We start from the raw sequence: 13,239 nt of genomic DNA on the forward strand, positions 1-13,239 counted from the left end.
ACCCACTTAGGCTTCGGGCATCTTTTTGGAGATGCTCGATGCCTTTTCGCTATTTCGTTAAACAACTCCTGTTGCCGCCCGGCATTCTTTTGCTGTTGTTGGTGCTTGCCTGGTGGTTTCGTCGCTCAAGACCGCGCCTTGCCGGATTCTGCTTTGCGTTGGGCGTGGGCGGCTTCTGGCTGATGAGTCTGCCGGTGGTGGTGCAGTGGGGCGCCAAGGCGCTGGAGCGTGAAGCGCCGCTGGCTCGCGATGATTGGGCAACGCTGAGTCGGCACGCCGATGCGATCGTGGTGCTCGGTTCGGGGCGTGAGCGGGGGGATCTGGCATGGGGCGCTGACCAGCCAACGGGTGTGGGTCTGGAACGCGAGCGCTATGCGGCGCGGCTGGCCAAGGCCTCCGGTTTGCCGATTCTGACCAGCGGTGGCCTGCATTACGGCACCCCGCCGACCGAAGCGAAGTTGATGGCGGACTCGTTGCGCGATGATTTCGGCATGGCAGTGCGCTGGCAAGAAGGGCGCAGCCGTACGACCTGGGAGAACGCGCAGTTCAGCGCCGAGGTATTGTTGCCGGAAGGGATCAAGCGCGTGGTCGTCGTGACTCATGCCTGGCACATGCCACGAGCGGTCTGGAGTTTCAAAAATGCAGGATTTGAAGTGGTGCCAGCACCGGTGGGGTTTTTAGGTGTGGACAACGCCCGGCCACTGGGCGGCTGGATGCCGGAATTCAAGTCGATCTGGCAGAGCGGGCAGTTGTTGAATGAGGCGTTGGGGCAGATCGGATATTCGGTGTTTTACTGATGACCTGTGGCGAGGGGATTTATCCCCGTTGGACTGCGGAGCAGCCCTGAAAATGGGCCTGCTGCGCAGTCCAACGGGGATAAATCCCCTCGCCACAGAAGCTGACTTAAACAGTCTTGGCCATCCGGCTCGCGATCAGCGCCCAACCAAACAACAGCACGCAAACAATGACCAGCGGCCACGAACGCCATTCCAGATAAGGCGTCAGGTTGTGCATGGGCACCACTTCGCCGTACAAAATGCCGCGCTCGAACTGCGGGATCTGTGCGGTGATCTGGCCGAACGGGTTGATCAAACCGGTCACGCCGTTGTTGGTGGCGCGGATCATCCAGCGACCGGCCTCCAGCGCGCGCATCTGCGCCATTTGCAAGTGTTGCAGCGGGCCGATCGAGGTGCCGAACCAGGTGTCATTGCTGATGGTCAGTAGCAGATCGCTACGCGCTGCGAGGCTGGCGGCAAATTCCGGGTAAACCACTTCGTAGCAGATAAACGGCGCAATTTGATAACCCTTGGCCTGCAGCATCGGCTGATCAGCCGGGCCACGGGCAAAGTCTGACATCGGCAGGTCGAAGAAGGCGATCAGCCCGCGCAGCACGTCCTGCAACGGAACATATTCGCCAAACGGCACCAGCTTCTGTTTGAGGTAAGTGCCATCGCCTTCGCCCACGACGGTGATGCCGTTGTAGAAGCGCTTCTGGTGATGGACTTCCTCGCGAATCGGTACGCCGGTAATCAGCGCGGAATTACGCTCTGCAGCAAAATTCCCCATCATGTTCAGGTAGCCCTCGGCAGACTCCTTGAGCACCGGGATGGCCGTTTCCGGCCAGATCAGCAAGTCGACCCGTTTCGAGCTGAAGCTCATGTCGCGGTACAGCGCCAACTGCGCGTTGAGCTGCGCCGGGTCCCACTTCATGCTTTGTTCGATGTTGCCCTGAATCGCCGCGACACTCAGCGGAGCACCCGCCGGGCTTGTCCAGGCGTGTTCCTTGAGCGCCATGCCGGCCACCCAAGGGCCGACCAGCAGCAACACGCCCGCGGCGATGAAACCTTTGCGACCGGTGCGCACCAGACGCAAAGCGTTATAGATCAGCGCGGCCGTCAGGGCCAAGGTGAAGGAGATCAGCCACATCCCGCCGAGTGGCGCGAGCCCGGCCAATGGACCGTCGAGCTGACTGTAGCCGGAATAAAGCCAGGGGAAGCCGGTCAGGAACCAGCCACGAAAGGCTTCCTGGCCGACCCACAGAGCCGCGAACGCCAAGGCATCGGCCAGCGGCGCTTCGTTACGGCGCAGCCAGCGCGCCCAGATCCAGGCGGGCAGGGCGAAGAACCAGGCAATCGCCGCCGTGAAGATCAGCATCAGGAAACCGGCCAGCAGCACCGAAGCGCCGCCGAAGTGGTGAATGCTGTAGTAGATCCAACTGGTGCCAGCGCCAAACAGGCCGAAACCGAAACACCAGCCACGGCCCAGGGCCTGACGTGGGTTCAGCTCGCGTAAGCCGGCATAGAAGAAACCGACCGCCAGCAACGCCAACGGCCAGATATCGAACGGCGCCAGGGCCAGGGTGGTGAGTGCACCGGCCGCCACGGCCAGCAGGTTACCGGGCCAGCCGGGGCGGGTTATCCAGCGCATTTCTATCCTTAGTTTTTACCGAGCAATAGGCGTCAGGCGAAGCAAGTGAATCCGACGGCTGTCGGCGTTCAGGATGCGGAAGCGATAAGGGCCGATTTCAGTGATTTCGTTGCGTTTTGGCAGGTGCCCGAACGCGCTCATCACCAGACCGCCGACAGTGTCGAATTCGTCATCGGAGAATTGGCTGTCGAAGAACTCGTTGAAGTTCTCGATCGGCGTCAGGGCCTTGATCAGGAAATCACCGCTGGGCAGCGGCTTGATATAGCTGTCTTCTTCGACGTCATGCTCGTCTTCGATGTCGCCGACGATCTGTTCCAGCACGTCTTCGATGGTGACCAGGCCGGCCACACCGCCGTATTCGTCGATGACGATGGCCATGTGGTTGTGGTTGGCGCGGAACTCGCGCAGCAGCACATTCAGACGCTTGGACTCAGGCACGAAAGTGGCCGGGCGCAGCAGGTCCTTGATGTTGAAGCTGTCGCCGTTCTCCTTGAGGATCAACGGCAGCAAGTCCTTGGCCAGCAACACGCCCATCACGTCATCGTGGCTTTCGCCGATCACCGGGTAGCGGGAGTGGGCCGAGTCGACCACGGCAGGCAGGAACTCGCGGGGTGTCTGGGTCGCCTTGATGCTGATCATCTGCGAGCGCGGGACCATGATGTCCCGAACTTGCAGGTCAGCGACCTGGATGGCGCCTTCGACGATGGCCAGCGCTTCGCTGTCCAGCAACTTGTTTTGGTGTGCGTCGCGCAGCAGCTCCAGCAGCTCCTGGCGGTTCTTCGGCTCGTGGGCAAAAGCCTGGGTGAGCTTACCCAGCCATGACTTTTGCCCGTTGCTCGATCGATCTTCGCTCATAGCGATTACTCTGAATCCTTTGTTGTAACGATAGGGGATGCGTCTGTTTCGTCGTCCGCATACGGGTCGGGATAGCCCAACTCTGCAAGCAACGTTCGTTCCAGTGCTTCCATTTCTTCGGCTTCATCGTCATCTATATGGTCGTAACCCAGCAGATGCAAGCAGCCGTGAATGACCAGATGAGCCCAATGGGCCTTGAGTGCCTTGCCTTGTTCGGCGGCTTCTCGCTGAACCACCGCCACGCAGATCACCAGATCGCCCAGCAGAGGGATGTCGAGAAACTCGTCGGGCACATCGGCAGGAAACGACAAGACGTTAGTGGCGTAATCCTTTTGCCGCCAGGTGTGGTTCAGCTCGCGACCTTCCTCTTCATCGACCAAACGGATGGTCATTTCGGAGTCGGCTGTGCGCTGGCGCAGCGCCAGTTCGCACCATTGGCGGAACTCGGCTTCGCTTGGGGCAGGCGCGTCGGTAGCCAGTTGCAGATCAAGCTCAAGCATCGTGGCGATTGTCCTTGGACGAGAACTTCGCCGGTTCGTCGGCCACGCGATTCTCGAAGCGCTCGTAAGCTTCGACGATGCGCTGCACCAGCGGATGGCGCACGACGTCTTTGGGCATGAAATGGGTGAAGCTGATGCCCGGCACGTCTTTGAGCACTTCGATCACATGGTGCAGCCCGGATTTTGTGCCTTTCGGCAGGTCGACCTGGGTGATGTCACCGGTGATGACCGCAGTGGAGCCGAAGCCGATCCGGGTCAGGAACATCTTCATTTGCTCGACGGTGGTGTTCTGGCTTTCGTCGAGGATGATGAAACTGTTGTTCAAGGTGCGACCGCGCATGTAGGCCAGCGGCGCAACTTCGATCACCTGACGCTCGATCAGCTTGGCGACGTGTTCGAAGCCGAGCATTTCGTAGAGTGCGTCGTAGAGCGGGCGCAGGTATGGGTCGATCTTCTGCGACAAGTCACCGGGCAGGAAGCCGAGCTTTTCGCCCGCTTCAACCGCCGGGCGCACCAGCAGGATGCGACGAATCTGCTCGCGTTCCAGCGCGTCTACCGCGCAGGCAACGGCCAGATAAGTCTTGCCGGTACCGGCCGGGCCGATGCCGAAGTTGATGTCGTTACCGAGGATTTCCTTCACATAGCGCAACTGATTCAAGCCACGAGGGCGAATCATGCCTTTTTTGGTGCGCAGGGCGACGGAAGGTTCGGAGGGGGAGACGTTGTCCAGCTCTTCGACGGCCGATTCCTGCAGGAACAGGTGAACCATGTCCGGCGACAGCTCGGTACCCTTGGTTTCCCGGTACAGGCGGCGCAGGAGGTTTTCCGCGGAGGTGGTGTGCTTGGGCTCGCCGATCAGTTCGAACTGGTTTCCGCGATTGCGGATCTCGATGGTCAGGCGCTGTTCGATCAAGCGCAGATGCTCGTCGAATTGCCCGCACAGATTGGCGAAGCGGCGAGCTTCAAAAGGCTCGAGGATAAAACGATGTGGTTCTATGGGTGCGTTCAAGGTCGTATTTAGCCGCCCTGGGGCAATTAAGATGAAATCAAGGATAACGCCAGTGGCCTGGGTGCGAAAGCTCTTAAATAACCCAAGCTCAAACACCGTCCCCTGTGGGAGCGAGCTTGCTCGCGATGGCGGCATGACAGACGACTTATATGTTGAATGTCAGACCGTAATCGCGAGCAAGCTCGCTCCCGCAGGGTAATGGGGTGTTATTGGATCAACGAGCCCCGCAGCGAGTGCGGCTGGGCGGCGTCGATGCGCACATCGGCGAACTGCCCAATCAGCGTGGGATTGTCGCAGCGGAAATTGACGATGCGGTTATTCTCGGTCCGGCCTTGCAGTTCGCCGGGGTCTTTTTTCGAATAATCGGTCACCAGGATCCGCTGGATCGAACCGACCATTTGTCGGCTGATCTCGAAGCCTTGCTGGTTCAGGCGATGTTGCAGGGCGTTCAGGCGTTCTTTTTTCAGCGCTTCCGGCGTTTCGTCGGCCAGGTCGGCAGCCGGAGTACCGGGGCGCTGGCTATAGACGAACGAGTAGGAGAAGTCGAAGCCGACGTCTTCGATCAGCTTCATGGTCTGTTCGAAGTCTTTTTCGGTCTCGCCCGGGAAGCCAACGATGAAGTCGGAGCTGATGCAAATTCCCGGCACAGCGGCCCGCAGCTTGCGCAGTTTGGATTTGTATTCCAGCGCGGTGTGGTTGCGCTTCATCGCCGCCAGGATCCGGTCCGAGCCCGATTGCACCGGCAAGTGCAGGTGTTTGACCAGTTCCGGCACGTCGGCGTGGGCCTGGATCAGGCTGTCGGAGAACTCCAGCGGGTGTGAGGTGGTGTAGCGGATGCGGTCGATGCCATCGACGGCGGCGACGACGCGGATCAGTTCGGCCAGGTCAGCCAAACGACCGTCATGAGTGGTCCCGCGATAGCCATTGACGTTCTGCCCCAGCAGAGTCACTTCGCGCACGCCGTTTTCAGCCAGGTGGATGATCTCGGCGATCACGTCATCGAAGGGGCGGCTGACTTCTTCGCCGCGGGTGTAAGGCACCACGCAGAACGTGCAGTACTTGCTGCAGCCTTCCATGACCGACACGTAGGCGCTTGGGCCGTCGATGCGGGGCTCGGGCAAGTGGTCGAACTTTTCGATTTCCGGAAACGAGACGTCGACTTGCGGCAGTTTGGTAGCGCGGGCGGCGTCGATCATTTCCGGCAGGCGGTGCAGGGTCTGCGGGCCGAAGACCACGTCCACGTACGGTGCGCGGTCGCGGATAGCCGCGCCTTCCTGGCTGGCCACGCAACCGCCGACGGCGATGACCATGTCCGGGTTGGCCAGTTTCAGTTCGCGCCAGCGACCGAGCTGGGAATACACCCGGTCCTGGGCGCGTTCGCGGATCGAGCAGGTATTGAGCAGGATCACGTCGGCATCTTCAGCGCGAGCGGTGACTTCCAGGGCCTGATGTTCGCCCAGCAGATCGACCATGCGCGAGCTGTCGTACTCGTTCATCTGGCAACCGTGGGTTTCGATGTAAAGCTTCTTGGCCATGGAAAGAGTCATCACGTGATTCAAAGAACCGCGCATTATAGGGAACATGACCCAAGGTTCCTACCGCTGTGCGTCCGGTGGCTATGCTATAGTTCGCGCCCTCATTTTTATCCCCGATGTGTTGCTCGCCCACCATGACCAAACGTGAAGCTCCAATCTACAAGGTGATTTTCCTCAACCAGGGCCAGGTGTACGAAATGTATGCCAAGCAGATCTATCAAAGTGATCTGTGGGGCTTCCTGGAAGTGGAAGAGTTCGTCTTTGGCGAGCGCACGCAAGTGGTCGTCGATCCGAGCGAAGAGAAGCTCAAGGCTCAGTTCGAAGGCGTTGTGCGCAGCTTTGTGCCGATGCATTCGATCGTGCGGATCGACGAAGTCGAGCGCCTCGGTACGCCGAAAATCAGCGAAGCCCGCGGCGCGGTCGGCAATGTCATGCCGTTTCCGATGCCGATGCCTGAGAAGTAAGCAGCAGACACTGTGGCGAGGGAGCTTGCTCCCGCTCGGCTGCGAAGCAGTCGTAAAACCGAAGAATGCGGTGTGCCTGACAGACTGTGATTGCAGGACTCAGGGCCGCTTCGCGCCCCAGCGGGAGCAAGCTCCCTCGCCACAAAAGCCCACCAGGTTGTTAGCAGGATTCAGGGAAGGGGTGAGAACGGCGTACGCCCATCGGCGCTCTGCAATTCCATCAGATACTTGCGGAAGATTTGCCCCAGCACCTGGGTCGCCACTTCAAGTTCTTCGCGGGGCATTTTCTCCGCGACTTCGTCGGCGGTGTCCAACGCTTCTTCAGCGCCATTGACCGCAGCCATTTTCAGCACGATATACGCTTGAACGTTATTGGCCGGTACGCCTTCGCCGTGGAAGAACATGGAGCCGAGTTTGAATTGCGCCTGAGCATGGCCTTGCAGCGAGGCCTTTTCGAAGTAGCCCAGGGCTTTTTTGAGGTCGCGCGGCGTATTTTTGCCGTCGTAGTAGAACTCACCCAACTCGTATTGCGCTTGCGCATCCCCTTCATCCGACGCTTTCTGGCAGGCGGCGAGAGCCTGCGCCAGATCTTGCGGCTGAGTATTGAGGGTGCAACGACCCATCGCTGGGATTAACAACGAGTTGCCGCCTGCTTGTGCGAGCGCGAGCAGGGGCTGAAGGAGCAACAGGCAGCCCAATGCAAGGGCGCGGCCGGTGCGGTTCATGGGAATCGACTTACCTCTGAAGGGCGCGTGGACCCATCGAGGGATCCAATAAGCGCGCATTATGAAATAAGCAGGGCCAACCTTACAAAGTCTTTACTCGTTTTTCTGCTGCGCGGGGAATATATCGCCCACTTTGCTGGGAATTTTGAGCAGAGGCGTAGGAATAAGGGCGGGAATGCAGGTGAAAGCTGACGCTGGCAATCGCCAACGTCAGCGACACAGCGTTATTTCAATGCAGCAAATGCGCGCTCGGCGGCATCCAGCGTCAGTTTCAGCTCGGTTTCGCCGTGGGCGATCGAGGTGAAGCCGGCTTCGAAGGCGCTAGGCGCCAGGTACACGCCGCCTTCGAGCATCAGGTGGAAGAAGCGCCCGAACAGAGCGGCGTCGCTGGCCATCACGTCATCGAAGGTCACGATCTCGTCGGCACCGCTGAAGTACAGGCCGAACATGCCGCCGGCCTGTGTGGTCACGAACGGAATGCCCGCCGCATCGGCGCGCTGTTGCAAGCCATCGAGCAGGCGACTGGTGTAGTCAGTCAACTCTGCGTGGAAACCCGGGCGGCTGATCAGGCGCAGGGTCGTCAGGCCGGCAGCCATGGCCAGCGGGTTACCCGACAAGGTGCCCGCCTGATAGACCGGGCCCAGTGGCGCGATGTGCGACATGATTTCGCGCTTGCCGCCGAAGCAGCCAACCGGCATGCCACCACCGATGATTTTGCCGAAGGTGGTCAGGTCTGGATTCACGCCGTAGTGGGCTTGTGCACCGCCGAGGGCGACACGGAAACCAGTCATGACTTCGTCGAAAATCAGTACCACGCCATGCTTGTCGCACAGGGTGCGCAGGCCTTCGAGGAAACCTGGCGCCGGCGGTACGCAGTTCATGTTGCCGGCCACTGGCTCGACGATGATGCACGCCACATCCTGGCCGACTTCGGCGAGCATGGTAGCTACGGCGTCGATGTCGTTGAATGGCAGGGTCAGGGTGTGTTTGGCAAAGGCCGCCGGCACGCCGGCCGAGCTCGGCACGCCTTGGGTCAGGGCGCCGGAGCCGGCCTTGACCAGCAGGCTGTCGGAGTGACCGTGGTAGCAACCTTCGAACTTGATGATGCTGTCGCGGCCGGTGAAACCACGGGCCAGACGGATCGCACTCATGGTCGCTTCGGTGCCGGAGCTGACCATGCGCACCATTTCCATCGACGGCACGATCGAGCAGACCAGATCAGCCATCTGGGTTTCCATCTCGGTCGGCGCGCCGTAGGACAATCCGTGCTCAAGCTGTTTGCGTACGGCGTCCAGCACGTCGGGGTGGCTGTGGCCGAGAATCATCGGCCCCCAGGATCCGACGTAATCCACATAACGCTTGTTGTCTTCGTCGGTGACGTAGGCGCCTTCCGCGTGTTTGAAGAACAACGGCGTGCCGCCCACGCTTTTGAAGGCGCGAACAGGCGAGTTCACGCCTCCGGGAATGTGTTTCTGGGCATTGGCAAACAGCGTTTCGGAACGAGACATGATTTGGCTCTCAAAGTCAGACTAGCTTTCTAAATATGAAGCAATTCGTTAAATGCGCGGGCGCGGCGTGTCACTTCAGCCGTGCTCTCGGCGCCAAACAGGCCATGCACCACCGCCAGCAGATCAACCCCGTGGGCCACCAGTGGCGCAGCGTTTTCCAAGGTGATGCCGCCAATCGCGCAGATCGGCAGGTGCAGTTTGCTGCGGGCCTGGTCGAGCAATTCGAGGCTGCAAGTCGGCGCGCCGGGTTTGGTGTTGGAGTTGAAGAAACGACCGAAGGCGACGTAACTGGCGCCTTCCTTGGCCGCTTGCTCGGCGAGTTCGAGTTGCGCGTGGCAGGTCGAACCGATGATCGCCTTGCGACCGAGCAATGCGCGGGCCGGGGTCAGCGGGCCATCGGTCTGGCCCAGGTGCACGCCGACGTTCAGGCGTGCGGCCAGTTCGGCATCGTCGTTGATGATCAGTTGGGTTTTGTAGCGTTCGCACAGATCGCGCAAGGCTTCGGCCTCGCGCAGGCGACGGGCCTCGTCGCTGCTCTTGTCGCGATATTGCAGCAGGGTGACGCCGCCTTCCAGCGCCGCCTCCACGTACGAAAGAAATTTACCTGCCAGCAGTTGGCTATCGGTAATGGCGTACAGGCCACGTAGCTTCATCGGGCAATCCTTTTTGCTTTACGCATGGACAGTTACGAACAGAAATCCAGCGGCAGGCGGCGCGGCACGAACTGGCCTTTGCCCAACTGCTCTGCATCACGCAGGGTGCGCCACGTGTAGTTAAGCGCGGTCTGCACGGCACTGGCGAGGTTTTCGCCGAGGGCCAGACGACCGGCGAGGGCGCTGGCCAGCGTGCAACCGGAGCCGTGATAATTGCCGGGCAAGCGCTGGCAGGTGAAGGTTTCGCGGTGACCGTCGCGGCTGTACAGGCGATTGTGGATTTCGTGTTCATCGCCATGGCCGCCGGTGATCAGCAGGTGTTTGACGAATGGCAGGAGTTTTTCAGCGCACTCGTCCGCGGTGCCTTCGGGCAGTTCGGCGAGGATGCGGGCTTCGGGAAGGTTTGGAGTGGCGATGATCGACAGAGGCAGAAGGCGCTCGCGCATGGCGTAGCCGACTTCGTCCTTGCCCAGGCGTCCGCCGCCACCGGCGCGCAGCACCGGGTCGCAGACCACCGGCAAATGCGGGTGTGCCGACAACAGTTCGACCACGGTGTCGACCATTTCCAGGGAACCGAGCATGCCCAGTTTGACGGCAGCGACTTCGGAATCGTTGAGCACGGCATTGGCCTGGGCCAACACCCACTCACGGTCGAGGACGCGGAAGTCAGTGACGTTGACCGTGTCTTGCACGGTCAGGGCGGTGACGGCCGGGGCCGCATGACAACCCTGAGCGAGCAGGGCTTCGATATCTGCCTGCAAGCCGGCGCCACCACTTGGGTCGTGGCCGGAGAGACAGAGGACAACGGGGCGAGAGCTGTAGATATTCATGGTGCGCGAGCTTACCACCAAACATTGTTTTTCGGGGGCAGTGACCGTCAGGTTTGCCGATACATTGTGGCGAGGGAGCAAGCTCCCTCGCCACAGAAGTTCGGCATTGTCACAATCTGACCGGCGAAACAGCTCTAGACCAATGTATTCAGCTGGAACGCCCGTGCTAGAGCCTTTGTAGGAAAAATTTCAATGGTGTTCAATGGCCACCAACGGCTATGCTAGAGTGGATCCAAACGAATAACAGGTAATACCGGTTTTACGTCTACTCAAAAGGAATGAGGGGCTTCCTGAGATAACCGGACAGGCCACGCTGGGGCTTAAATGCGCTATTTGCTGATGTTGCTGTTGTGCTTGCCCCTCATGGCGAGTGCAGTCGAATTCGACGAGTTCACTCAAAGCCTTCCCCTGGGCCGAACCTTGCAAGTGTTCGAAGACGCGGGCGGTCAGGCGACCATCGCCGATGTCCGTGCACAAGCCGCGGCCGGAAACTTCAAGCCCCACGACAAAGCCACCCTCAACGCCGGTTACTCGCGTTCAGTGTTCTGGCTGAAAATCGATCTGCATTACCGTCCGAACAACCCCGCGGTGCAACGCACCTGGTTGCTCGAACTGGCCTATCCGCCCCTTGATCACATTGATCTCTATTTGCCCGATGCGGCCGGTGGCTATCAACTGGCACGTCAGACCGGCGATGCCTTACCGTTCGACAGTCGCGAAATCCGCCAGAACAACTACCTGTTCGATCTGAACTTCACCCCTGACCAAGCGCAAACCCTGTACCTGCGCCTGCAAAGTGAAGGGTCGATCCAGGCGCCGGTCACCCTATGGTCGAGCACTGCTTACCTGGAAGCGCAACCGGTCCGACTCTATGTGCTGGGGCTGATCTACGGCGTGTTGCTGGGGATGCTGGTGTACAACCTGTTCATCTATCTCAGCGTGCGCGATACCAGCTACCTCTATTACATCTTCTATATCGCCTCGTTCGGCTTGTATCAGCTGTCAGTGAACGGCGCGGCCGTGGAATATTTCTGGCCGAACAATCCCTGGTGGGCCAACGCCGCGACGCCGTTTTTCATCGGTTGCGCAGGCCTGTTCGGCAGCCAGTTCGCGCGCAGCTTCTTGCAGACGGCAACCCACAGTCGTTGGCTCGACCGCTTGTTGCTGGCGTTGATTGCGTTTAGCGCGGTGGTGGTCGGGTTGTCGTTGATGACCAGTTACGCGCTGGCCCTGCGCCTGGCGACGGCGCTGGCACTGACCTTCACCGTGGTGATTTTTGCCGCAGGGATTTTCGCCTGGCTGCGTGGCCTGCGAGTGGCGCGTTATTTCATCATTGCCTGGTCGGCGTTTTTACTCGGCGGCATCGTCAACACCCTGATGGTGCTGGGTTACCTGCCAAACGTGTTCCTGACCATGTATTCCAGCCAGATTGGCTCGGCAATAGAGGTGGCGCTGCTGTCCCTGGCGCTGGCCGATCGCATCAACGCCATGCGCGAGCAACAGGCGCAGACCTTGTTCGATGCCGGTCAAACGCTTGAAGTGCTGAACCAGCAACTGGCTCGCAGTAACAAGCTCAAGGACGAATTCCTCGCCACGCTGACCCACGAATTGCGCACACCCATGAACGGTGTGATCGGCTCGCTGGAACTGATGCAGACCGTCGAGATGGACCCGGAGCTGGAGCAATACCAGCAAACGGCCGCCGGTTCGGCGCGAGACATGATGCGCATGGTCAACGGCATCCTCACCCTGACCGAATTGCAGGCCGGCAAGCTCAAGACCTATCCGGCCGTTTTCAGTTTGCGCGGCGTGGTCGAGGCTTTGCGCCTGCAGTTCGAGGGCAATGCGATGAGCAAGTCGCTGGACTTCAAAGTCGAGGTCACGCCGGGGCTGCCGGATCGCTTGAACGGCGACAGCGCCAAGTTGGCGCAATGCCTGGAATGCCTGCTGGATAACGCGATCAAGTTCACTCGGATCGGCGGACTGGCGCTGCGGGTGACGGGTAAACCCGTGGCGCCCGACCGACTGGCCCTGTCCTTTGCGGTGATCGACACCGGCATCGGCTTCACCGATCTGGGGGAGGCGACGCTGTATCAGCGGTTCTTCCAGCTCGATGGCTCGATGACCCGTGAATACGGCGGTCTGGGCGTCGGCCTGGCGATCTGTCGGCAACTGGTCGAATTGCTCGGTGGAAAACTGACTCACCGCTCCGAGCTCGGTCGCGGCAGCCGCTTCCAGCTCGACGTCGAGTTCGAATTGCCTGTGGTCGAGCGGCCGTCAGTGCCCTTGATGACCCGGGAGTTTCCTCGTTTGCGGCTGCCTCAGGACTGCACCGTCCTGCTGGTTGATGACAACAGCATCAATCAGTTGGTGATGCGTGGCATGTTGCTCAAGCTGGGCTTCCGGGTTCGCACCGCCGACAACGGGGCTGGCGCGATCGATCACTTGCAGCGCGAAACCTTCGATGCGGTATTGCTCGATGGCCAGCTTCCATCTCTGGGTGGCACGTCCCTCTGTTGCCAGATCCGCGCGTTGCCGGGCTGCGGCGAACTGCCGGTATTCGTGATTGCCTTGAGCATTGATCGGGAACGCTGCCCGACAGGTGCCTTGATCGATTACCTGAGCAAACCGGTGAAATTCGAGGACTTGCAGGCAGCGCTCTATCGCCGGGTGCTGTGCCCAAGACAGGGTGAAAGCGCCGACAGTTAGGCGGATATGACACTTTGTTCGGTC

The 13,239-nt window shown here is 60.1% G+C and carries 12 protein-coding genes; 3 read left to right on the forward strand and 9 right to left on the reverse strand.

The genetic code is table 11. The annotated features are described in order from the left end of the window. The first annotated feature begins 38 nt into the window (after window positions 1–38). On the forward strand, window positions 39–797 hold the full coding sequence (locus QF010_RS26860; RefSeq protein ID WP_429534264.1) for a YdcF family protein: 759 nt from the start codon (window positions 39–41) through the stop codon (window positions 795–797). Between the two features lie 106 nt (window positions 798–903). Here the strand turns inward: QF010_RS26860 and lnt are convergent, their stop codons facing one another. The 5 genes from lnt to miaB form a co-directional block, all read right to left on the reverse strand. After that, window positions 904–2,427, reverse strand: a complete 1,524-nt coding sequence (gene lnt / locus QF010_RS26865) for an apolipoprotein N-acyltransferase (RefSeq protein ID WP_429534265.1) — start codon at window positions 2,425–2,427, stop codon at window positions 904–906. Window positions 2,428–2,442: 15 nt separating this feature from the next. Then, window positions 2,443–3,282, reverse strand: coding sequence for a CorC family transporter (locus QF010_RS26870; RefSeq protein WP_008152854.1), 840 nt, complete (start codon window positions 3,280–3,282; stop codon window positions 2,443–2,445). Between the two features lie 5 nt (window positions 3,283–3,287). After that, entirely contained in the window at window positions 3,288–3,782 is a 495-nt protein-coding gene (ybeY, locus tag QF010_RS26875) for an rRNA maturation RNase YbeY (RefSeq protein WP_033054170.1), read from the reverse strand. Then, entirely contained in the window at window positions 3,775–4,791 is a 1,017-nt protein-coding gene (locus tag QF010_RS26880) for a PhoH family protein (RefSeq protein ID WP_033054171.1), read from the reverse strand. The genes ybeY and QF010_RS26880 overlap by 8 nt, the downstream gene beginning before the upstream one ends. Window positions 4,792–4,997: 206 nt before the next feature. After that, entirely contained in the window at window positions 4,998–6,326 is a 1,329-nt protein-coding gene (miaB, locus tag QF010_RS26885; RefSeq protein WP_033054384.1) for a tRNA (N6-isopentenyl adenosine(37)-C2)-methylthiotransferase MiaB, read from the reverse strand. Window positions 6,327–6,460: 134 nt separating this feature from the next. On the opposite strand from miaB, the gene QF010_RS26890 reads away from it, so the two are divergent. Next, complete coding sequence (locus tag QF010_RS26890) at window positions 6,461–6,790, forward strand: DUF1820 family protein (RefSeq protein WP_007894425.1); 330 nt, start codon at window positions 6,461–6,463, stop codon at window positions 6,788–6,790. A 170-nt stretch (window positions 6,791–6,960) separates the two neighbouring features. Here the strand turns inward: QF010_RS26890 and QF010_RS26895 are convergent, their stop codons facing one another. The 4 genes from QF010_RS26895 to QF010_RS26910 all read right to left on the reverse strand — a co-directional run bounded on the left by QF010_RS26895 (window position 6,961) and on the right by QF010_RS26910 (window position 10,506). Beyond that, window positions 6,961–7,515, reverse strand: a complete 555-nt coding sequence (locus QF010_RS26895; protein WP_033054173.1) for a tetratricopeptide repeat protein — start codon at window positions 7,513–7,515, stop codon at window positions 6,961–6,963. Window positions 7,516–7,739: 224 nt separating this feature from the next. After that, a complete protein-coding gene (hemL, locus tag QF010_RS26900) occupies window positions 7,740–9,023 on the reverse strand; it encodes a glutamate-1-semialdehyde 2,1-aminomutase (protein WP_429534266.1) in 1,284 nt (427 codons plus the stop codon). A 29-nt stretch (window positions 9,024–9,052) separates the two neighbouring features. Next, a complete protein-coding gene (thiE, locus tag QF010_RS26905) occupies window positions 9,053–9,676 on the reverse strand; it encodes a thiamine phosphate synthase (RefSeq protein WP_033054179.1) in 624 nt (207 codons plus the stop codon). Between the two features lie 32 nt (window positions 9,677–9,708). Continuing rightward, complete coding sequence (locus QF010_RS26910) at window positions 9,709–10,506, reverse strand: hydroxymethylpyrimidine/phosphomethylpyrimidine kinase (RefSeq protein WP_429534267.1); 798 nt, start codon at window positions 10,504–10,506, stop codon at window positions 9,709–9,711. A gap of 324 nt (window positions 10,507–10,830) precedes the next feature. Between QF010_RS26910 and QF010_RS26915 the strand changes: the two genes are divergently transcribed. Then, entirely contained in the window at window positions 10,831–13,215 is a 2,385-nt protein-coding gene (locus QF010_RS26915; RefSeq protein ID WP_429534268.1) for a 7TM diverse intracellular signaling domain-containing protein, read from the forward strand. Window positions 13,216–13,239 lie beyond the last annotated feature (24 nt).

The sequence above is a fragment of the Pseudomonas silensiensis genome (assembly GCF_050434865.1).
Taxonomy (GTDB): domain Bacteria; phylum Pseudomonadota; class Gammaproteobacteria; order Pseudomonadales; family Pseudomonadaceae; genus Aquipseudomonas; species Aquipseudomonas fluorescens_W.

Excerpts from the sequence above, each read along its gene's own strand:
- QF010_RS26860 (WP_429534264.1), top strand. The coding sequence starts at position 39 with ATGCCTTTTCGCTATTTCGTTAAACAACTCCTGTTGCCGCCCGGCATT.
- lnt (WP_429534265.1), bottom strand. The coding sequence starts at position 2,427 with ATGCGCTGGATAACCCGCCCCGGCTGGCCCGGTAACCTGCTGGCCGTG.
- QF010_RS26870 (WP_008152854.1), bottom strand. The coding sequence starts at position 3,282 with ATGAGCGAAGATCGATCGAGCAACGGGCAAAAGTCATGGCTGGGTAAG.
- ybeY (WP_033054170.1), bottom strand. The coding sequence starts at position 3,782 with ATGCTTGAGCTTGATCTGCAACTGGCTACCGACGCGCCTGCCCCAAGC.
- miaB (WP_033054384.1), bottom strand. The coding sequence starts at position 6,326 with ATGGCCAAGAAGCTTTACATCGAAACCCACGGTTGCCAGATGAACGAG.
- QF010_RS26890 (WP_007894425.1), top strand. The coding sequence starts at position 6,461 with ATGACCAAACGTGAAGCTCCAATCTACAAGGTGATTTTCCTCAACCAG.
- QF010_RS26895 (WP_033054173.1), bottom strand. The coding sequence starts at position 7,515 with ATGAACCGCACCGGCCGCGCCCTTGCATTGGGCTGCCTGTTGCTCCTT.
- hemL (WP_429534266.1), bottom strand. The coding sequence starts at position 9,023 with ATGTCTCGTTCCGAAACGCTGTTTGCCAATGCCCAGAAACACATTCCC.
- thiE (WP_033054179.1), bottom strand. The coding sequence starts at position 9,676 with ATGAAGCTACGTGGCCTGTACGCCATTACCGATAGCCAACTGCTGGCA.
- QF010_RS26910 (WP_429534267.1), bottom strand. The coding sequence starts at position 10,506 with ATGAATATCTACAGCTCTCGCCCCGTTGTCCTCTGTCTCTCCGGCCAC.
- QF010_RS26915 (WP_429534268.1), top strand. The coding sequence starts at position 10,831 with ATGCGCTATTTGCTGATGTTGCTGTTGTGCTTGCCCCTCATGGCGAGT.